This is a genomic window from Nitrosomonas sp., from assembly GCA_016703745.1.
Lineage (GTDB): Bacteria > Pseudomonadota > Gammaproteobacteria > Burkholderiales > Nitrosomonadaceae > Nitrosomonas.
Window position 1 is genome coordinate 78,681 of record JADJBK010000004.1, and the last position, 19,485, is coordinate 98,165.

Here is a 19,485-nt window from a genome sequence, read left to right on the forward strand (position 1 = left end):
AGTTTCATTAGTGTGGACGATTTAATCCGGAGATCTTTACTCTGGGAACTTCATTTTCGTCGTGATAGCCGTTAGCTCTTGCTCTTTCAAGACTCCCGAGAGCTGCAAGGCACTGTTTTTCAGTGGGCAGACGTCCGGGTATTGTCGCGCATACCTTTAGGATTCCGTCATCTTTTGGGGCGAAATTCATATTTGCGTTACCCCAAGCGCGAAGCCGCGCCCAATAATCTCCTCCCAATGAGACCACTTTTGACTGCGCCTCGATACCAGATACTATTGCGGAATCTCTGCGTCCATCTCGCTCTACAGCCTTAGCTTCTTCGGGCTTCACTAGACTGTGAATGAATAAAGTTCCATATTCGATTTTCTTGCATCTCAAATTTTCCCAACATGCCTGTTTCTTAGCCCATTCAGATATGTTTTTGATGTTTAAGATTGGCTGGGAGAGTATTTTTGCGGCCTCCTCAGCGGATTTTAAAAGTGCGCACTCAAGTTCGTCAGGAACTGATTGCAGCCTCCACACATCATCAAGGTCGATCAGAAGGTTCATTTCTTCAACATCTGCTACAAGCTTAGCGATCGCATAGGTGACGATATTTGCGCGATACCCCCCCGGATACCATTCCTGCCTTGGAACAACTTTTTCCAGATGTCGGAATACAATTAACTTGGCAATGAGACGGCGATACCAAGTCTCATCAAAACGAGCATCTTTCTTTGCCCACAGGCCACCGATCTCCTTTGAGAACTCACCAAAGTTCTTTTGCGCGCCCTTGCTGACAGTATCCGGCCTGCAACGAAACGAAAACTCAGCCTTGGCAAGATCTGTCTTTGCGAAGAAATGTGCCTTAGGAAACTCCATGTCAAACCTGCGTCGTTCTGCATCCGATCGCTTGGCACGCTCAACAAGGTATTGACCGCGAGCGCGTTCATAGAACCATTTCGTTTCGCGGTTGGTTCCCTCAGCAGCTGGCGCGAGTATGCGGCGGGAATACTCTTCGATTCGGACGTGGAAGGGATTATTTGAAAAGAAATCCGCAACACTTACTTTGTTTTGGCTATTCGCGTACTCGGAGATTTTTGGAACGACCTCATCTGATCGCTTTGGCGGAACTACTGTGAGCTTCATTTGGACATGAACATTTGCGAGGCTTTCAGGCGATGAGCGCTTCGCCGCATGGATCGACGCAGTTGTCTGTCCCCCATTCACAATCTGGAGGTTGCTTGCTGAAACGATCCTAAGGCCCTCAGGTGAGGGTTCTGTTTCGACCCTATCTGCAGTCGCGGACACTCCATTGTTGTATGAAAAGAACATGGTGGGCTCGTTCTTGATGGTGTCCCTGATGCCTTGGTTTACCTTGCCCTTTGCTTGGAGAAAGCTCCTGACATTAGACTCAAGTAGCCGAGCGCCCCATTTGTCGTAGATTTCTGCCAATTGGTGGCCCGGGATCACCATAAGATAGCTCTCAAGCTCTCCACAAAGCATAGAAGCGGCCAAGGCTGGGATGGCACCACCATAGTTGTGGCGAAAATCGATTACCAAATCCTCCCGAGCTTGGGCGGAGGTCTCGTAACGATGGAAGCGGGACAGGTCCCAAATGTTATATGTGACTGGGATATTGTCGATTTGCCCAGCCGAAACGGCATCAGTCCGCGCTCTGTAGATGGCATTTGTGATCAGAAGTAGTTTTATCTTTGACAATGAACTCCATGTGGCGGCAATTGTATCCGCAAGACCAGCCCCCGAACTGCCTTCCTGAAGCTTCGAACGGAATTCTGCCTGGCGAGCGAATATTAGAAAGTTTGCTAAGCGACCAAACATGCGCTTTGCATCTGGCGCATTGATCGTGACCGGTCTGCTTTCCTCATGAAAATCGCAGATTATGACGCTCAACACGCCATCTGAATCCAGTGGATTTCCTCCACTGCCATCAATCCTGATGTTCTTGTTACTAATCACTCCCTCGAAGGATGCACGGTCAGCTGTCTCTATTTCACCGGCTGCCTCCAAACGTGCAGCCATGTGCTCGAAGAATGCATCGTCAATACTAATTCCACTATCTGCTGCGTCCTGAATAACTTCGTCCCGAAGTTCCAGATTGAAATCCCCGAATTCATCCAAAGATTTCTGACCTTCCTTGACCGTCTCAACTGGTAGTTGCCCATTTTCGACCGTGAGCTCGCCGTCAGTTACATCCGTAAACTCGTATAGCATGAATACCCCTTAATAGTTATTTCAAGCGTTCTTTCAATTTACGGATCAAGCAATGAAATGGTTTAATACAACAGGACACTTCTAGATAATGTAGTCACAAGATACCCGCCCAAAGGGCGATACATCTAATTTATACGGCGGCAAGGAAAGAAGAAGTGCTTTTGGCGTATCTTGTAGCAATGCCACGCCACCTTTTGAGATGAAGAAAAGCATTTTCGACAAGATGCCTAAGTTTATACAGCGCTTTATCATAATGTCTTTGCGTCTTCCGGTTCTTCTTTGGAGGAATAACAACTTCCATACCTGTTTTTCCGCCTGTTCAATAATGGCATTACTGTCATAGCCACGATCTGCCAGTAGATGATCTGCATCAATTCCTTCGATCAGGCGGCCAACTTGCGTGTAATCAGCAGTGGTACCTTGTGTAACAAGGATTCTGACCGGCATACCATGCGCATCCACGGCCAGATGTGTCCTGGTGTTGAGCCCCCTTTTGTCCGATTCATATCCTGATTACCACCTCTGGCCCCGCTGGCATGTGGGTGAACCTTGCAGTGACTGGCATCAATCATCAGCCATTCATAATCCGGATCATCAATCAGGATTTCCAGCAATTTTTCCCAGATACCCTTGTCACGCCAGCGAATAAAGCGGCGGTGGGTATTACTCCAACCCCCGTAGTCCGGCGGCAAATCCCTCCATGGGGCTCCTGTTCGTATAATCCAGAAAACAGCATTGATAAACTGACGATTATCTGTGGCTATCCCTCCCCATGCCCCTTCTCTGCCTGGTAAATGCTCCTCAAGTAGCGACCATACCTTATCTGAAATATCATACCTGCGATGTGGTTGTGTCATGCGAACCCCTTTTAATTTCTTAAAAGGATCTCATATTTCTTATCTCAAGACTACGCTTCTAGAGGCAAATTTATAATGTCATTAGAGGTGAACATGAATGCACAAACAAAACGATTGATTCCGAAATACACGCTAGAATTTAAGAAAGATGCAGCGAGATTAGTTAATGAGGAGGGCTATACCCATCAGCAAGCGGCGGATCATCTGGGTATTTCCTTAAGCGCGATTGGGCGTTGGTCTAGGGCAGAGCGAAGTCCTGCAAGGTCATCATCAAAGAAAAAATCAATTTTAAACCTGACGGATCAAACTGAATTGATTCGGTTGCGCCGGGAAAATGAACAGTTACGCATGGATCAAGAAACCTGGAGATGCTGATAAGATTAGGGAAAAAGAAGTGCTTGAGACCAAGGCGCGCCAGATTTTTAATGAAAATAAGCAAATCTATGGCTATCGGCGGCTATCTGATGCGTTAGGCAAAGTTGGCATAAAGTCGGGGTATTACCAAGTTCGCCACTTAATGACTCGGCTGGGGTTGAAAGCGCGATATCCCAAGCGCTTTAAAGTGACGACTAACAGCAACCATAACGAGGCGATTTCAGCTAATAGCCTTGACCGGCAATTTGATGCCGTTACTCCTAATCAAGTTTGGACAACGGATATCACGTATGTTTGGACGCTGGAAGGCTGGCTCTATGTTGCGATAGTCATTGATTTGTTTTCCAGACAAGTCGTGGGATGGGCTATTGCAGACTACATGCGAACAACATTGTGTTTGAATGCGCTACAAATGGCCTTTTGGCGCAGAAAACCGGAGCCTGGCTTGCTCCATCACTCGGATCGGGGGAGCCAATATGCAAGCCATGAATACCGTGAACATTTGTCTATCATACAAATGGAACAGAGCATGAGCCGAAAAGGAAATTGTTGGCGTCTTCGGGAAAGACTATCCGCCATCGATTAAATCGAGGAGGTGATCGATCTGCAAACAATGCGCTATGGACTATCGCGATGGTACGCATGCGCAGTGAGCCGAGAACTCAAACCTATGTGACACGACGTATAGCTCAAGGGATGTCAAATAAGGAAATTCAGCGTTGTCTGAAACGGTACATTATTCGTGAACTGTATCCGCTTATTCTCGCAGATTTGTCAGATGCGGCCACAATTACTTGACATAGGAGCGTCAATTCTCCGACAGAACGGTTCTTTCGTAGTCTTAAATATGAACAATTGAATTACGAAAAATTCAGAACCAAGGAAGAAGCAAAGCTGAGTATTATTGATTATTTGGCTTTCTACAACGGAAAACGTACACACTCAAAATTAGGCTACGAATCGCCGTTAGAATTTGAACGTATATTTCATAGAAAGGCTGCTTAAAAAAGTGTCCGGTTTTACTTGATCATTACACAATTTCATTTACTCTTGTTCCCTTGAATTTCCAAGGGATGACAATTCATGCTAATCAGCCAATTAGCAATCGTCTCTACTATTTCATCAAGTGATTTTCTATTGCTTCCTTTGAGGGAACACTCCCTTATGGTTGCGGTGCGCCAACCTAGCCCTGCGAGTTTAGCTTCGTTGGACAAGTCTCTGATATGGTTTTGCGTCAGTTTGGCTTTCCAAAATTCACGGTTTGATGCAGGCCACTTAAATAGTTCGCAACTATGTTGATGCCAAAAACAACCATGTACGAATATTGCAGCCCTATATTTTTTCAGTACCAAATCAGGTTTTCCTGGAAGACCTGAATAATTTAAACGATAACGAAAGCCACGTCCATGTAGTGCGGACCGAATTTTCAATTCTGGCTTTGTGTTTGTTGATCGTATCGCTCGCATATTCTTTGAGCGCACAGCAGGACTGTGTACGTCAGTCATGTCACTTTTTCTTCTTCAGAAGAATGGCTTCCTTGATTCTTGGTTTCATCAGTTTTGCAACGGCTGAAAAAACAGGCACAGCAACGGAGTTGCCAAATTGTTTATATGCTTGCATGTCTGAAACCGGGATCTTGAAAGTTGATTTCCCGGGTTCTTCATACCCCATTAGCCTTGAACATTCTAGGGGGGTGAGGCGTCGAGGTCTGTTTTTTTGGTTTGCTAAGCTATAGAAATCTCTATTTGGGTTAAAACCACGATCAATCAGAATCTCAGAACCATCTTTGTAATATCTTGCTGAAAGAGTTCGGGTTACATGGTTTTCAGTCACTAAGCCGTAGCCGAAACCGTTACCTTTTGCTTTGTGCTTGATTGCATAGTTAAACAAATATTCCCAAAGTTTCGGAGTGAGTATGTATTTTTCATCAACTGTTTTTTCAAGAATATCACCCAATACAGGCTTCTTTTTCGGGTAGTACTTACTTATGCCTTTAAGGGAAAAGCCATCGTGCACTTTGAGGTCACGCTTAAAACCTACCAAAACGATCCGCTCTCTGTGTTGAGGTAAAAAATGTTGGGCATCAATAATTTTTGGATCGGCTGGTCCTTTTGCATCAGCGTCAGCAACCCAATAACCTAATTCGTTCAAAGTCTCCATAATAACTTTGAATGTTTTTCCCTTATCATGGCTCTTTAGGTTCTTAACATTTTCTAATAGGAAAGCTGCAGGCCTTTTAACTTCCAGAATACGAGCCACATCAAAGAAGAGAGTACCTTGGGTTTCGCATTCAAACCCATGAGCGCGGCCTAGAGCATTTTTCTTGGATACCCCTGCTATAGAAAAGGGTTGGCATGGAAAGCCTGCTAATAAGATATCATGGTCTGGAACGAGTTTGTGAATGTTTGCCGCCACATCTTTTGCAGAAATACCTTCTTGGTCACTCAGAGTAACTTTGCGGATATCGTCATTAAATTTATGATTCTCCGGATCTGCAAAGTAATTGCCCTTGTATGTTCTGATAGCATACTTGTTCCATTCACTAGTAAAAACACATCTGCCACCAGCAAGTTCAAATCCTCTCCTTATGCCGCCAATTCCTGCAAATAGGTCGATGAAGTCGAATTCATAGTCGGGATGATTGCGGGGCGGGGACGGTGCGAGTTTGCGCAAAGCTTCATACTCACGGTGGCTGAGTCTTGGCGAAGCTTTTCCCTTTAGCCAGCGGTTGACAGTTTCCCTGCACCATTGACCCGGTGAGACTTTGTTCAAATACTCACCAAGGTATTTCTGATCATAAATTTCTGCGAGACTTTTAATGAGATCCAAGTCTTCGTGTTCAGCTTTCATGTGATTATATCGCAGGGTCAAATGTGTGACTAATTGTCACTCATTTGACCCAGTAAGTCGAGGCTCAGGTGTCTCATAACCAGCATCACCCCCTGTATTTTTAATGGCCTCTGCACTACTCAGCGAGTACAATACTCACTGAGTATATGCATTGGAGTTGGAACAAAAATGGCCAAGCAAGCCCAACAGGATTTTTTGCGTGATGCGATGCGGCAACTGAACATGACCCGACAGAATTTCGCTGACCGTATCGGAACAAGCAAACGCGCACTCGATAATTGGCTGCTCCCCACCGACTCCAAGGGGTTTCGTCCGATGCCGGAAACTGTATGGATGTTGATCCGGGAAATTTTTCGGTGAAGATCTGGATAAATGCCAGATTGGTAGAAATGCTTGAACCACTCACCGCAACACACAAAGGAGCAATGAAATGGCTGCGACCACACCAACATTAGAAGGGCGTTGTTGAATAAATCAAAATGAGCCAAATGGCTCCGTTCTGCCGTTAATTGTTAGAGTTTTACGGACACCGGCATGCCTAGATTGGCCATTCTGTTGAGTGCAGACGCACTAATCCACGCTTCTGTTTTTTGCTGTGGGAGTGCACGCGCTTTCATGGCGTTGCCAAAAATACGCTTGTAGCGTTGCACGGCAAGCTCGGCATAGTTGCGCAAACCATATCCTGTCTTCTTTTGCCAAGCAATGCGGCCATGCTGTTCAATTACCCTGATATGACCGTCCCGCTGACTGTCGCCTGTAGCGGAGCGGACGGCAGTCTTGTGCGGTGGAATGATCACTTGTGCATCAGGTTGATGATTCAAAACCGCCTGGGAAATCGGTTCACCATCATAGGCGCCATCGGCGATGAAGGTATCAAAAGGCGTATCAATTTGGGCAAGCAAATCCGGGATTGCAGTGGGGTCGCCTATTTCAGGTGGGGTCAGTTCGCACGCCAACAATTGATGGTTCTCATCGACCGCAAGATGCAATTTACGCCAAGTGCGCCGGGCCGCAACGTCATGCTTTTCCTGGTGCCAGTCGTCTTTGCCGTAAACCTTGAGACCGGTTGAATCAACAATAACAAGACTACCCGGTTCCATCGCTTTGGTTAGGGTATGCTGAGGTAACTTAATGCTGCGCCTGGACAGGCTACTGAAGTCAGGAATGGTGATGTCAACTTTCATGATACCGGCAAGCGAGTTCATGAAACCTTCGGTTTGACGTAAGGGCAGATGGAAGACCTGGCGGATAAATAGAGCTGTTTCTATGGCGAGATTAGAATATTCCTGCGGCCTGCCGCGAGCTCCCGTTCTGGTGGGGCGCCACTCAGCAATTGCCGCTTCCGTAAACCAAATCGTGATATCACCCCGTCGCCGCAATCCGTTGTTATACTCATGCCAGTTCATCACTTTATAACGAGATTTTTCGATCTTATGACGGCGACTTTCGTTGTGTTTATAAGGCATTGGCTTCTCTGCAGGTGAAATCCTGCAGAATTATGCCAGATGTGCCATCTTTTTACCGACAGTTCGATTTATTCAACAACGCCAGGTTCCGGCAGGTATTGATCGAGGAGGTATCATGAGTTACAAACTAGATGTTGGCAAAGTCAGCAGCATCAAAAATAATATCAAGATCGAGTTGCTGAATAGTCTTTTCCAGAAAAGAGAAAATCCCGGTCGGCGCAGTGCCGATTTGAACGCTGAGCGATTGCGTGCTGAGCGAGATGCGCTACTCAAAGAAATCCCGATTGCCATTTTCTATCTTGATACGGATTTGCGCTATACCAGTGTCAGTCTCGCGTTTGCCAGAAGTGTCGGATTAACGATCAGTGAGGTGATAGGTAAAACAGTTTTTGAATTGTTCCCCCGGTCTGGCGACAAATCTCCAGGAAAAATATCGCTATACGCTTGATTCTGGTGAATCTGTTACCGACTTAAGTTACAGCATTACCCAAAAGAATGGACAGCAGGTTCATTTTTCGACTGAGCTCGCTCCTTTTTATGATAATAGTGGCCAGATCGCTGGTTTGGTTGGGGTTAGCAGCGATATCAGCAGGCTGACAGAGGCCAGTTTAGACATAGCTAGAACATCTGAGGATAACTATAGACTTTTGGCAGAAAACAGATTGCTGACCCGTCGACTCTATGAGATTCAGGAAGACGAGCGTCATCATATTGCGCGAGAATTGCATGATGAGTTAGGTCAGTGGCTAACGGCATTACGCGCTGAATTGCAGGTGGTTATTGGGCACGTTGAGCGGGATTCCGCCATTTATGAGCGTGTCCAGTCGATTAAAGAAATTGCAAATACCATGCATGGCGTCGTTCATGACATGTTGCAGGAATTGCGGCCAGTAATGCTCGATAAGCTGGGGCTGGTCGATAGTCTTCGTGAATTACAGAATGACTGGTGTAGACACCATCCACATATCAATTTTGAGCTGATGATATCGGACAGTATTGGTGGCGCAGGCGCATTTGACAAAATAGTTTCTATTACAATCTATCGTTTGATTCAGGAAGCGTTCAATAACGTTTGCAAGCATGCGCGAGCCAGGAAGGTGGTGGTGCAATTGGGTCGAGAAAAGAACTCGCCTATACTCCCTGATACTTTGCTTTTGAGTGTGGAGGATGATGGAATCGGCTTTGATATTGAGCAAAAATCTGTAGGTTTGGGATTGCTTGGCATGCGTGAAAGAGTTATTGCTGCCGGTGGCGAATTTTGCTGCAAAGTTCACCCGGCAACGGCGTTCAGATTGCTGTCAGATTACCGCTTGAGTCGCACAGTTAACTGACGTGAGTGCCAAGCTGATTACCCTCGTTCTGATAGATGATCACCCTGTCGTGCGGGCCGGGTATCGCTACTTTCTCGAAAGTACTAAAGAGATTATGGTGTTGGCGGAGGCTGGCGATGGTGAAACCGGCTGTGTTCTTTATCAGGAATATCAACCAGACATGGTGATTATCGACATCAATATGCCGGGTATTGGTGGTCTGGAAACCATTCATCGTATCAAATCAAAAAATCCGGCAGCGAACATACTTGCGTTGAGTATGCATAGTAGTGAGATTATGGTAAAGCGGGTGCTCGATATGGGGGCGACAGGGTACCTTACCAAACAATGTACCCCTGAACAGTTGCTGGAAGCAGTTAACCGGATAAGCCAGGGAAAACCATATATTGATGCCAAACTAGCGTCAAATATGCTGAACGACGGCATGCAGGGCGATGGTGATAAGCATCCCCTGCATATTCTTTCACAAAGAGAATTTCAGATATTTACACTGCTTGCTGAGGGTAATTCAGTCCTGCAAATTGCAGAAATCATTTCCATCAGCCCCAAGACAGTCGGTGTTCATCATGCCAGCATCATGAGAAAACTGGGGCTTCAGAATACTGTTCAACTCGTACGGCTGGCGATTGATTGTGGGTTAATCCGCGTATAGCCACAGTTTTTTTGTTTTTTTAATTCGTATTTTTTCTGAACTCCTGTTTCTGGGAGATATTGCTGAAAAATTACCAGCTGTCAATTTTTGCTAGACCCTCAGTCTGCCCTTGCCTCTGCATCAGTGCCTTCATTGCAGCTATCGATATCTGCGTCAGTACGGGCTCCATACAATTAATTTAAAGAATTTCTTTATATCAAAATAAATAATCTGCTTATTTCCTTTTCTTGTTGTGGCCGGATAATGTTTCATAACCCGACTGCGATTCAAATGATTGGGTTGTAACCTCGTAATTCAAAACCTATGATTCTCAACTTAAGAGGAATTAAAAATGAGTCAATTTAAACAGAAAGTTATGGTGGCGAGTATTGTGCTTGCTTTTGGCGCTGCAGGCAGTGCCTGGGCGAATCCGACTAATACAGCGACTGAAGTTGCCGGAAATCAAACAGCGACTGCGGACAGCAACCAGAGCGGAGCAGGTATCGCAGCGAATGAATTTTCAGAAGCATATGACAATACAAACAACAGTCAGACAACATCGACTGATAACAACAGCAACAACAGCAACAACAGCGACAACAGCGACAACAGCGACAACAGCAACAATAGCGATAACAGCAACAACAGTGATAACAGCGTGCTGAATACCACTGATAACAACAGCAACAACAGTGACAACAGTGACAACAGTAATAACAGCGACAACAGCAACAATAGCGACAACAGTTTTGCCAGTGCAGACGATGCTGCTGCTAATAATGGTAGTACCGCTACTTCTGATCGTTCTGATAACAGCTATGCAATTGGTTCAGATGGCTCAGCATCAGCTAATAATCAGAGCACTTCAACAGCAGATAACAGTGACAACAGTGACAACAGTTATGCTGATGCTTCTGAAGGTTCTGCGTCCGCAAACAATAACAGCACTTCCTCCGCAGACAACAGCGACAACAGCGACAACAGCTATGCAACTGCATCGGAAGGTTCGGCATCAGCCAATAATCAGAGTACTTCAACAGTAGACAACACCGATAACTCTGATAACAGCTATACAACAGCAGACGGAACCGGGTCGGCAGCGGCTAAAAATGGTGATGCAACCGCGACCTATTCGGTTAATAACTCTGCGCTTAGTGGTACGGTGACGGGAGCGGGTGTTGGTGCAGTTGTCACTTCTGGTGACGGAGAAGGTGCTGCAACTCTGACAGCCAGCAATTCCATCTCGGAATCTTTTAACGGGGCGGCTGGAATTAACCAGGTTGTCCAAAATCACGGCGCCAATGCCTTGACACAGCAACAAGTGTCTTTCCAAGGCAACGTAAATGTTAATGCTCAGTAATCTGAGTTGAGCATATTAAGAAATATCTAATCAAGGAGAAAAAACATGAATCAATTTAATAAAAAAGTGTTGGTTGCGAGTATGGTACTTGCTTTTGGTGTTGCGGGTAACGCTTGGGCCAATCCGACGAATACCGCTGAAACCGTAAACGATCAAACTGCAACTGCAACCAGTGATCAAAACAGTGCTGGCATTGCTGCGAACGAATATTCAACCGCATATGACAATACCAATAACAGCGTGGCGAATGCAACGGATGACCATACTGACAACAGCGACAACAGCGACAACAGCAACAACAGCGACAACAGCGACAACAGCAACAACAGCGACAACAGCAACAACAGCCAAGTGGCTACTACTGATGATCATACTGACAACAGTAACAACAGCGACAACAGCGACAACAGCGACAACAGCGACAACAGCGACAACAGCTCGGCTACTGGTGTAGATGCTGCAGCCAACAATAGCAGTACCGCTACTTCTGATCGTTCCGACAACAGCTTTGCAGATGCAGGTTCAGCTAGCGCCGCCGCTAACAACGGTAGCACTGCTACCGTGGACAACAGCGACAACAGCGATAACAGTTCCGCAGATGCAGGTTCAGCTAGTGCCGCTGCCAACAACGGCAGCACTGCTACCGTGGATAACAGTGATAACAGCGATAACAGTTTTGCAGATGCTGGTTCTGGCAGTGCTGCCGCCAACAATGGCAGTACCGCTTCTGTTGATAACACCAATAACAGCGACAACAGCCAAACAGCGGCAAATGGTAATGGGTCTGCTGCAGCACAAACCGGCAATGCTTCTGCCACCTACTCAGTCAATAACTCAGACTTGAGCGGTGCGGTAACAGGCGAAGGTGCGGGATCAGGTGTATCCGTAGCTTCAGGTTCAGCTGATGCTGCTTATGCTGCTGACAATACTATTAGCGCTGCATTCAACGGTGCTGCTGGTATCAACCAGGTTGTACAAAATCATGCTGCCAATGCGTTGACACAGCAACAAGTGTCTTTTCAGGGTAACGTGAATGTTAACCAGTAATTTCGTTCACTAATCGTTCGGTGTTTAGCTGAACTTTAGTCAGTGAAGAGTTGCCGATGGGGAAGGTGGTCCTGTCGGCAACTTCCACCAAATAACGAAGTTATAAACTCTGGAGAACAGAATGAAGCCAATATTAAAAGGTAATGTGTCTTTTCTCTTTGCCCTGATATTGCCTGTTTGTACCGTTAATGCTTCTTCCGATCAGCTTGCAAATGATTCGATAACTGCGGGCTTTCCTTCAACTGGGATTGTTTCGCTGGATGAACTTGACGAGGTACGAGGAATGGGTGGGAGTGGATAGCACCGTGCTGAATACTATGAATGTTAAGGCAACATTGACGGGTAACACGGCAACTAACAATGTCACCGGCACAAACATAATTGATACCAGCGCTTTTTCTGGAGCCAACGGCATGTTTTCGGTTATTCAAAATAGTGGTAACAATGTGGTTATTCAAGATTCAACCATTGTAAATGTCACCATAGTGAATTGATTTTGTTATGAAAAACTTCTTGCATAAATTGTTTTTGACCGCTATGACGATGTTGGTGAGTAGCCATCTCGTTGCGCTGGATCTGAATGGAATGGCGGGAGGTGGGAATTATCTTGTCTCGACAAAAAGTTTTGCCGAGATGAAGTTTGATACGGTTTATAAACAAGAATTTGATTTTAGTTGCGGCTCTGCAGCGTTGGCTAGTCTGCTCACGTTTCATTACGGTAATGTGGTGAGCGAAAAGACCGTATTTCTAGAAATGTATGAGCATGGCGATCAGGAAAAATTAAGGATCAAGGTTTTTCAATGCTCGATATGAAAAACTATCTGGGGCGGCATGGTTACGGTTCGGATGGATTTAAGATAAACCTGGATAAATTGCGCGAATTCAATAGTCCGGCAATTACAATTATTGATCTTAATGGCTATTTACATTTCGTTATTATCAAGGGTGTAACCGAGCAAAAAGTCCTGGTTGGTGATCCTGCGGTAGGTGTCAAAATTATTCCTCGCGATGAATTTGAAAAGATGTGGGGTGAGCGTATTTTATTTATGGTCCATGATAACGGTGGTATTCAGACAGAAGCATCTCGCAAGCAAGAAGAATGGCATACCCATTTGGCTCCGTTAGGGGTGCGGTTGACCAGTTAAGTTTAAGCGAATATTTCGTGCTGATACGCGGACAGGTGACAGGTCCTTTGGATTTTTAACTATATTGGGTGTCTGGCATGTTTACTTGCAACGATATGATCAAGCATAAAATTTTGCAGTTGGTGTTGTTGCTGACTTTCTTGGTAAATCTTGCTGTTGCCCGAGATACGCTGGCAGATGCTGGATATGCTGACGATATTTTTAGTGACCCATACAGCCAATTGATACGCGCGACTGATGATGAGTTGGCCCAGCAAAGAGGCGGCTTTACCCTGCCAAATGGAATGGTTGTTAATATAAGTCTGGAAAGACTGATTTTTCTGAATGGAATTGAAACGGCTTCCTCATTTATACAATTCCCGATAGACGGTGTGTTGATCCAAAATGGAAGTGGAAACTTGGGGCAAGATTTGGTCGGATCAGTTATCGGTTCTATTATTCAAAATAGTTTGGATAATCAGTCGATTAAAAGTATTAATGAGCTCAATATAGAAATAAGTAATCTGCAGAATCTGGACTTGAGGTCTAGTACAGTTATTACTGATCTGATTATGCCAAATTTACAGTAATGCTGATTTTTGAGTAAAGATACCGCAGAATAATAAAACTCCACTGGCAATGCATGGCATTTGCCCCTTCTTGCCGATAGCGTCTTTAGCTTTAATAGATAGTTGTCATATTCGCTTGAATAGAACCACGAAGATTGTTTAATTCCATAATCTTCTCAAGTTAAATAATCTTTCCCCGTTCATATAATCATCGCTATTTTTGAAGATAGCGGTCATATAATGATAGCTGTATGGCTGGCCTTCTTGATATCACTTTGCTGAACCAAAATGAAAGAAAATTACAATGATGAAAACGTTGGCAACAAAATTAGCAATGAGTGCTTATTTTGGAGAATCTCAAAATACCTTTCTTTTGTCAGTTGTTTTTTTTCTCATCAATACGGTTTGTGCGCAAGAAGGGAATCAACAAATTTCGATAGAGCAGTATAGGCAGCTTTTGCTTGAGCAAGAGAAAAAACTGGAGCAGCAACGTCAAGTACTGGGGGAGCAAACGAAAGAGCTTGAACGGCTAAAAAAACAATTTGAGCAACTTTCTAAACAGTCTGGCACACCACAGTCGCCTATTGTCGGTACAAAAGAGGATAAGCCCAAAACTGTGGCCGCGCAGGTACCCTCTGGGCCAGTTGGCCAGGCTCCACCTAAACCTGCGGAACCGGAAAGGCCGCCAGAAATGCCTCGATTGTCTGAGACGGTGGGGGGTTTTAACCAAAAAGGGAAGTATGTTCTTGAACCCTCCTTAAGTTACGCTTTTTCTGACGATAATCGTGTTTTTGTAGACGCATTCACTTTTTTACCAGCCATCGTAATTGGCTTAACTGATATTCGCCAGGTAAAACGGCACAGTTTTTTTGGTAGCCTGGGTTTACGATACGGCCTGACCGAGCGGTTGGAGGTGGAAGCCGGGGTTCCTTATGCCTATCGGGCGGATATCCAGCGAGCTCGGCCTTTTAGTACAGGTGTTGCGAACGATCAAATCTTTAATGCTGATGGGCATGGTCTGGGTGATATCGAGTTTGCAGCCCGTTATCAATTGACCAGGGGTACTGGGGGCTGGCCAATTCTGGTTGGTAATTTGTTGACAACACTGCCAACGGGTAAAAGTCCTTTCAGACTCAAAACCTTAGATGTAACACAGATCGACCCTAATAACCCCGTTGAGCCTCTTTCATTTAGATTCCCGTTGGAGGTGCCTACGGGGTCGGGTTTCTTTACTTTCCAACCAAGCATAACTGCGCTTTATCCAACTGATCCCGCAGTGTTTTTTGGTAGTCTGAGTTATACCTATACGATGTCAACCAAAGAAAGCTTTGGTAGGGTTGATGCGGGTGATGGTGTGGGGATTACATTCGGTATGGGGTTTACGGTTAATAATCGCACGTCGTTTAATTTAGGTTATTCGCACCAGCATTTTTTCAATACTCGAGTTGCTGGTGACAGAATTGGAGGGGAGTGCCTTGGATATCGGGCAGTTCTTGCTAGGCTACTCATACAGGTATAACTTGCGAACGAATATCAACCTGTCTGTGGGTATCGGAGCGACGGACAACGCCCAAGACGCAAGACTTAACCTTAGAGTGCCCATGACTTTCTAGTGGTGTTTGCCATCACCTTTTCTGAAGCCAGCGATCCATGCAGTCAAGATAAATAACGGCATCAGGCGCGCTCTGATTGCGTTGTGACTGCCAGAGCATTTCCGCAAGGCACTCCATCGTGTGGTGTGCCGCTTCATGTTCGTCTCCTGTCAATTTGCAAAGTTGCGCAAATTTTGTACGAATGCCAACAGGTTGATCAATCGCCAGTTGCTCACGAATGGCAACGTGCATGCTCATGTGCAAAAAAGGATTGGTTGTACCCATCTCCGGGTGGATAATTTTGTTCCAGATAATGTTCGCTGTTTTTCAGGATGGGATGATATTCGGGGTGCTGAAGTATGACTTCAAGCGTAATGGTCTCCATATTGGATAGAGTCTGCCTGAGCTGATATTTTTGCCAGGTATCAAAGAAAAATTGCCGGACCTCGGCTCTGCTCGGATTAAACATGTTGATTCGTGGTGAGCTCCCTATCTTTGGGTAAGTTTTTTTATGCCTGAATTCGCATAAATCCACAATCAGGCAAATATTGCATTCAGGTTTTCTCGCCTTGCAGATATAACGGCCATGAAGAATTAGCCAGTGATGAGCATCCTGGAGGAATTCTTTCGGCACCACCTGACAAGTTTTTGCTCCACTTCCAGCACATTTTTTCCTGGCGCCAGACCAGTACGGTTGGCCACGCGGAAAATATGGGTATCCACGGCAATGGTGGGTTCGCCAAACGCCGTATTTAAAATGACATTGGCGGTTTTTCGTCCCACTCCCGGCAATTGCTCCAGCGTTTCACGGGTACGTGGAACCTCACCAGCATGGTGTTCTAGTAACAATACACAGGTAGCAAGGATATTCCGGGTTTTGGTGCGATACAACCCGATACGCTGGATATATTCACTCAGGCCACTTTCGCCGAGCGCCAGGATTTTCTCAGGGGTGTCAGCCACCGCAAAAGTTTTCTGGTTGCCAGGTTGACGCTTTTATCAGTCGCCTGAGCAGAGAGAATGACGGCTACCAGCAATTGAAAAGTGGTTTGATATTCGAGTTCAGTCGTTGGGGCGGAATTGGTTTCCCGAAAGCGTGTGAAGATTTGTTGACGTTTGGAGGCATTCATTTCTAAAATAGAAGCTGCTAGGGTTTGCCGGTGGGTGTGGCGAGATTAGCATGAGCGCGAGCCATCGTGGCCTCGATGGTTGCTTGTTTTGTGTGACGGTTTGGTTGCTGGAAAATATCACCAGAGAATATTTGCTGGCTTTGATTAATTTCCGGGTTGGGTTTTTTTGCTGATTTTTGGCAAGCCTTTGTTTCCTAAAATGATAACGTTCCCGCGCTTGCTGCATGTACGCTGTTTTCTGTCCCTCACTTTCGTTGACGACAAGTTCCGGTACAGCCTGCATGTGGATGCAATCCACGGGGCAAGGCGCAAGACAGCGCTCGCAGCCGGTGCATTCCTGTGTAATGACAGTATGCATCAGTTTGGCCGCACCCACGATGGCATCCACCGGGCAGGCGCGCAGACAGAATGTGCAGCCGATACATTGAGTTTCATCGATGACAGCTACCGCTCGCGGTTTGGGGTAACCGTAAGTCGTATCAAGTGGTTTGGAAGCAAGGTTGAGCAGCCGTGCAAGCTGTTCAATTACGGCATTCTCGCCTGGAGGGCATTGGTTGATGTTGGCCTGACCGTTGGCGATTGCCACCGCGTAAGGCTGGCAGCCGTCATAACCACACTGACCACAATGGATCTGCGGCAGAATTGCATCAATTTGCTTGATGAGTGTAGATTTGTCAGCCATGAGTGTTTTCTCACACAATATTCGGATCGTTTCAGTTGCCAGATCGGGTCCCCTGGTAAATCAGGCCGGAGTAAAGCTGGATGAGACTGGCGCCTGCCATAATTCTTGATTGCGCGTCGGCAGGTTGCATGATGCCACCGACACCAATAATGGGAATAGCTCCTTGCAGATACTCATCGAGTAGTTGAATGACGGCATGGCTGCGTATTGTAAGCGGTGCACCACTTAAACCGCCGCTTTCGTTGCTGTGTGGAAGGTTCTCCACTTCATTCCGGGAAAGGGTGGTATTGGTTGCGATAACCCCATCCATGCGGTACTTGATAAGCAGCTGGGCGATCTGCTCAATTTGTTGTGACTCCAGATCAGGTGAAATTTTGACTACCAGTGGCGTATAGCGGCTGTACTGATCACTTAAGCGAGTTTGCTCTTTTTTAACACCTGTAACAGATTGTCGAGTTCTGTTGTTTGCTGCAGCTGTCTGAGTCCAACGGTGTTGGGTGATGAAATATTGATCGTGATGTAACTGGCAATGGAGTATACCTTGCGCAGACAGATCAGATAATCATCAACGGCACTTGCCAGTGGAGTATCCGCATTTTTCCGATATTAATGCCCAATATTCCCTGATAACGAGCATTGGCAACATTGATCAGGAGGCTGTCCACGCCTTCATTGTTGAACCCATACGATTGATGATCGCCTGTGCTTCAGGAATCCGGAATAATCGTGGTCGGGGATTGCCTGACAGGGACGGGGTGTGACTGTGCCAATTTCGATGAAACCAAAACCCAGCGCGGCAAGTGCATCGAGGTAAGCGCCGTTTTTGTCGAGACCGGCCGCCAGTCCCACCGGATTGGGAAAGGATAACCCCATTACCTGTATTGGCGTGCAGGCAATGGGTTGGCAGGTCATTAAACCTGTACGATGGAGTAGATCGAGAGACCGAAGCGTTACCGTATGGGCGGTGTCGGGATCCAGCAGAAAAGGAGTGGGCGCAGCAGGTTATAGGGCATCGAGACCGTTTGTTTGGGGAATAGCATGCTTTCTTGCCACTGGTTATCTACGAAAACTTGTAAGGGTCTGAAATTCGACTTGTAGCACATTTTGCGATTATCTGCGATCCAGTAACCTAAATAAAGATAGGGCAGGTGCTTGCTGCGACACTGTTCGATCTGCCAGAGGATGTTGAATGTTCCGTAACTGGCATTGCTTTAATATCCGGATCAAGAAGGTATAAACCGATGAGCAAACCATCTGGCACCTGATCGATTGATAATGACCATCCGAAGTTGATTATTTTCATGAAAAGTAACCGCATGAATTGACATTACTTTTAGCAGGAAATCACGATATTGTGCATGATATCCGCGTGAATTATCTTGGCCGCTTTAGACAATTATGATGGCCGGTTGAGTTTATTAGCTACTTCATGATTTTTTTCTGGTTTTTCCTCCTGTAACTTTCACTGTCGATTTCGATGATAGTTGCGTGATGGATGATCCGGTCGATGGCGGCAACAGTCATCGTGTAGTAAGAAAGATTTGATCCCACTGGCTAAAGGCTGGTTTGAAGTAATGATGAGACTTCCGCTTTCAGCGATGGGCAATGAAGTCAAACAATACTTGTGTTCGAATCGGTCTTTTTGACATAGCCGATATCATCAACGATCAGTACACGGTATTTATCCAGCCGCGTCATGGCGGACATCAAGTCCAGTTCTTTCGGCTTACTGCAGGAGTTGAACGCAGTGCGGTAGCCGATATCCACTTGACGCGGATGCCTTGTTCAATCAAATGCAACCCCAATGCTGCCGCCACATGGCAGTTGCCGACACCGGAGATCCGATCAGCAACACATTGTCGCCTGGCTCGCCTCAGTAGGTAGCCTGTCGCGCAGCGCGATGATTTTTCTCTGAGCGGCTTGAGGCCAGTTCGGTCAGAGCCAGAGTGGCATCGCTTTTGCCGCGCGGTAGTCTGGCTTCCATCGCGTCCAGTTTCTGATTCTGCTTTGGAAGCTTTGCTGGGCGACTTCCTGTTCGCACAGGGCGGCGTGAGATGTGGGTGTAGCCCAGGCGTGTGCTGCGGCTTTGATCCTGGAAGTGCCGGTAATGCTGGCCAAAGGCAGGGGAGTCTGAGTTCCTTGAGCATCAGTGGGGAGCGATTCAGACATGAGTTGGCCCTCCTTGTGTTGCCCAGTTTCCGCTGAGGAGTTGATCGTAGGTATCCGCAGTGTGTTGTTTGATTGGGATGTCCGGCT

Annotated in this window: 19 protein-coding genes and 8 pseudogenes; 15 read left to right on the forward strand and 12 right to left on the reverse strand. The window is 46.2% G+C overall.

Going from position 1 to position 19,485, the window contains the following annotated elements; genetic code table 11:
* Positions 1-7: 7 nt before the first annotated feature.
* Complete coding sequence (locus tag IPG31_00785) at positions 8-2,122, reverse strand: AIPR family protein (GenBank protein MBK6616958.1); 2,115 nt, start codon at positions 2,120-2,122, stop codon at positions 8-10.
* 223 nt (positions 2,123-2,345) lie between these two features.
* A pseudogene (locus tag IPG31_00790) lies at positions 2,346-3,072 on the reverse strand (IS5 family transposase).
* A gap of 75 nt (positions 3,073-3,147) precedes the next feature.
* Between IPG31_00790 and IPG31_00795 the strand changes: the two are divergent.
* The 4 genes and pseudogenes from IPG31_00795 (at position 3,148) to IPG31_00810 (ending at position 4,452) form a co-directional block, all read left to right on the forward strand.
* On the forward strand, positions 3,148-3,447 hold the full coding sequence (locus IPG31_00795; protein MBK6616959.1) for a transposase: 300 nt from the start codon (positions 3,148-3,150) through the stop codon (positions 3,445-3,447).
* Positions 3,407-4,033, forward strand: coding sequence for an IS3 family transposase (locus IPG31_00800; protein ID MBK6616960.1), 627 nt, complete (start codon positions 3,407-3,409; stop codon positions 4,031-4,033). Before IPG31_00795 ends, IPG31_00800 begins: the two co-directional genes overlap by 41 nt.
* Positions 4,000-4,245, forward strand: a pseudogene (locus IPG31_00805) (transposase). The gene IPG31_00800 and the pseudogene IPG31_00805 overlap by 34 nt, the downstream one beginning before the upstream one ends.
* A gap of 57 nt (positions 4,246-4,302) precedes the next feature.
* Entirely contained in the window at positions 4,303-4,452 is a 150-nt protein-coding gene (locus IPG31_00810; protein ID MBK6616961.1) for an IS3 family transposase, read from the forward strand.
* A 35-nt stretch (positions 4,453-4,487) separates the two neighbouring features.
* Here IPG31_00810 and vsr read toward each other — a convergent pair whose 3' ends face one another.
* Both vsr and dcm read right to left on the reverse strand, forming a co-directional pair.
* Entirely contained in the window at positions 4,488-4,952 is a 465-nt protein-coding gene (gene vsr / locus IPG31_00815) for a DNA mismatch endonuclease Vsr (GenBank protein ID MBK6616962.1), read from the reverse strand.
* Between the two features lies 1 nt (position 4,953).
* Complete coding sequence (gene dcm / locus IPG31_00820; protein MBK6616963.1) at positions 4,954-6,297, reverse strand: DNA (cytosine-5-)-methyltransferase; 1,344 nt, start codon at positions 6,295-6,297, stop codon at positions 4,954-4,956.
* 168 nt (positions 6,298-6,465) lie between these two features.
* Here dcm and IPG31_00825 point away from each other — a divergent pair, with 168 nt between their 5' ends.
* Positions 6,466-6,657, forward strand: a complete 192-nt coding sequence (locus tag IPG31_00825; GenBank protein MBK6616964.1) for a transcriptional regulator — start codon at positions 6,466-6,468, stop codon at positions 6,655-6,657.
* Between the two features lie 152 nt (positions 6,658-6,809).
* Here IPG31_00825 and IPG31_00830 read toward each other — a convergent pair whose 3' ends face one another.
* Entirely contained in the window at positions 6,810-7,763 is a 954-nt protein-coding gene (locus IPG31_00830; GenBank protein ID MBK6616965.1) for an IS5 family transposase, read from the reverse strand.
* A 115-nt stretch (positions 7,764-7,878) separates the two neighbouring features.
* Here IPG31_00830 and IPG31_00835 point away from each other — a divergent pair, with 115 nt between their 5' ends.
* From IPG31_00835 to IPG31_00880, 10 genes and pseudogenes are all read left to right on the forward strand, one after another.
* Positions 7,879-8,211 carry a PAS domain-containing protein gene (locus IPG31_00835; protein ID MBK6616966.1) on the forward strand — a complete coding sequence of 111 codons (333 nt, stop codon included), beginning with the start codon at positions 7,879-7,881 and terminating at the stop codon, positions 8,209-8,211.
* Positions 8,153-9,094 carry a PAS domain-containing protein gene (locus tag IPG31_00840; GenBank protein MBK6616967.1) on the forward strand — a complete coding sequence of 314 codons (942 nt, stop codon included), beginning with the start codon at positions 8,153-8,155 and terminating at the stop codon, positions 9,092-9,094. The genes IPG31_00835 and IPG31_00840 overlap by 59 nt, the downstream gene beginning before the upstream one ends.
* A gap of 16 nt (positions 9,095-9,110) precedes the next feature.
* Positions 9,111-9,746 (forward strand): annotated as a pseudogene (locus tag IPG31_00845) (response regulator transcription factor).
* Between the two features lie 331 nt (positions 9,747-10,077).
* Complete coding sequence (locus IPG31_00850) at positions 10,078-11,085, forward strand: hypothetical protein (protein ID MBK6616968.1); 1,008 nt, start codon at positions 10,078-10,080, stop codon at positions 11,083-11,085.
* Positions 11,086-11,130: 45 nt separating this feature from the next.
* Positions 11,131-12,132, forward strand: a complete 1,002-nt coding sequence (locus IPG31_00855) for a hypothetical protein (protein ID MBK6616969.1) — start codon at positions 11,131-11,133, stop codon at positions 12,130-12,132.
* Positions 12,133-12,253: 121 nt separating this feature from the next.
* Complete coding sequence (locus IPG31_00860; protein ID MBK6616970.1) at positions 12,254-12,433, forward strand: hypothetical protein; 180 nt, start codon at positions 12,254-12,256, stop codon at positions 12,431-12,433.
* Positions 12,393-12,626 carry a hypothetical protein gene (locus tag IPG31_00865; protein MBK6616971.1) on the forward strand — a complete coding sequence of 78 codons (234 nt, stop codon included), beginning with the start codon at positions 12,393-12,395 and terminating at the stop codon, positions 12,624-12,626. Before IPG31_00860 ends, IPG31_00865 begins: the two co-directional genes overlap by 41 nt.
* Positions 12,627-12,633: 7 nt before the next feature.
* Positions 12,634-13,336 (forward strand): annotated as a pseudogene (locus IPG31_00870) (C39 family peptidase).
* A 36-nt stretch (positions 13,337-13,372) separates the two neighbouring features.
* Positions 13,373-13,846: a hypothetical protein gene (locus IPG31_00875; protein MBK6616972.1), complete on the forward strand. Its 474-nt coding sequence runs from the start codon at positions 13,373-13,375 to the stop codon at positions 13,844-13,846.
* Positions 13,847-14,159: 313 nt separating this feature from the next.
* Entirely contained in the window at positions 14,160-15,344 is a 1,185-nt protein-coding gene (locus tag IPG31_00880; GenBank protein MBK6616973.1) for a transporter, read from the forward strand.
* Between the two features lie 106 nt (positions 15,345-15,450).
* On the opposite strand, the pseudogene IPG31_00885 reads toward IPG31_00880, so the two are convergent.
* The 7 genes and pseudogenes from IPG31_00885 to IPG31_00915 all read right to left on the reverse strand — a co-directional run bounded on the left by IPG31_00885 (position 15,451) and on the right by IPG31_00915 (position 19,398).
* Positions 15,451-15,886: pseudogene (locus IPG31_00885) on the reverse strand (DUF1841 family protein).
* 39 nt (positions 15,887-15,925) lie between these two features.
* Positions 15,926-16,547: pseudogene (nth, locus tag IPG31_00890) on the reverse strand (endonuclease III).
* A complete protein-coding gene (locus IPG31_00895) occupies positions 16,480-17,229 on the reverse strand; it encodes an RnfABCDGE type electron transport complex subunit B (GenBank protein MBK6616974.1) in 750 nt (249 codons plus the stop codon). The pseudogene nth and the gene IPG31_00895 overlap by 68 nt, the downstream one beginning before the upstream one ends.
* A gap of 31 nt (positions 17,230-17,260) precedes the next feature.
* Positions 17,261-18,242 (reverse strand): annotated as a pseudogene (locus IPG31_00900) (quinone-dependent dihydroorotate dehydrogenase).
* 27 nt (positions 18,243-18,269) lie between these two features.
* Positions 18,270-18,547 (reverse strand): annotated as a pseudogene (locus tag IPG31_00905) (hypothetical protein).
* Between the two features lie 293 nt (positions 18,548-18,840).
* Positions 18,841-18,996 carry a hypothetical protein gene (locus IPG31_00910; GenBank protein MBK6616975.1) on the reverse strand — a complete coding sequence of 52 codons (156 nt, stop codon included), beginning with the start codon at positions 18,994-18,996 and terminating at the stop codon, positions 18,841-18,843.
* Between the two features lie 168 nt (positions 18,997-19,164).
* Positions 19,165-19,398 (reverse strand): hypothetical protein, encoded by a 234-nt coding sequence (locus IPG31_00915; protein MBK6616976.1) that lies wholly within the window; start codon positions 19,396-19,398, stop codon positions 19,165-19,167.
* Positions 19,399-19,485: the final 87 nt, after the last annotated feature.

Excerpts from the sequence above, each read along its gene's own strand:
- IPG31_00865 (MBK6616971.1), top strand. The coding sequence starts at position 12,393 with ATGAACTTGACGAGGTACGAGGAATGGGTGGGAGTGGATAGCACCGTG.
- IPG31_00895 (MBK6616974.1), bottom strand. The coding sequence starts at position 17,229 with ATGGCTGACAAATCTACACTCATCAAGCAAATTGATGCAATTCTGCCG.
- IPG31_00800 (MBK6616960.1), top strand. The coding sequence starts at position 3,407 with ATGAACAGTTACGCATGGATCAAGAAACCTGGAGATGCTGATAAGATT.
- IPG31_00855 (MBK6616969.1), top strand. The coding sequence starts at position 11,131 with ATGAATCAATTTAATAAAAAAGTGTTGGTTGCGAGTATGGTACTTGCT.
- IPG31_00880 (MBK6616973.1), top strand. The coding sequence starts at position 14,160 with ATGAGTGCTTATTTTGGAGAATCTCAAAATACCTTTCTTTTGTCAGTT.
- IPG31_00860 (MBK6616970.1), top strand. The coding sequence starts at position 12,254 with ATGAAGCCAATATTAAAAGGTAATGTGTCTTTTCTCTTTGCCCTGATA.
- dcm (MBK6616963.1), bottom strand. The coding sequence starts at position 6,297 with ATGAAAGCTGAACACGAAGACTTGGATCTCATTAAAAGTCTCGCAGAA.
- IPG31_00915 (MBK6616976.1), bottom strand. The coding sequence starts at position 19,398 with ATGTCTGAATCGCTCCCCACTGATGCTCAAGGAACTCAGACTCCCCTG.
- IPG31_00835 (MBK6616966.1), top strand. The coding sequence starts at position 7,879 with ATGAGTTACAAACTAGATGTTGGCAAAGTCAGCAGCATCAAAAATAAT.
- IPG31_00825 (MBK6616964.1), top strand. The coding sequence starts at position 6,466 with ATGGCCAAGCAAGCCCAACAGGATTTTTTGCGTGATGCGATGCGGCAA.
- IPG31_00850 (MBK6616968.1), top strand. The coding sequence starts at position 10,078 with ATGAGTCAATTTAAACAGAAAGTTATGGTGGCGAGTATTGTGCTTGCT.
- IPG31_00875 (MBK6616972.1), top strand. The coding sequence starts at position 13,373 with ATGATCAAGCATAAAATTTTGCAGTTGGTGTTGTTGCTGACTTTCTTG.
- IPG31_00795 (MBK6616959.1), top strand. The coding sequence starts at position 3,148 with ATGTCATTAGAGGTGAACATGAATGCACAAACAAAACGATTGATTCCG.
- vsr (MBK6616962.1), bottom strand. The coding sequence starts at position 4,952 with ATGACTGACGTACACAGTCCTGCTGTGCGCTCAAAGAATATGCGAGCG.
- IPG31_00830 (MBK6616965.1), bottom strand. The coding sequence starts at position 7,763 with ATGCCTTATAAACACAACGAAAGTCGCCGTCATAAGATCGAAAAATCT.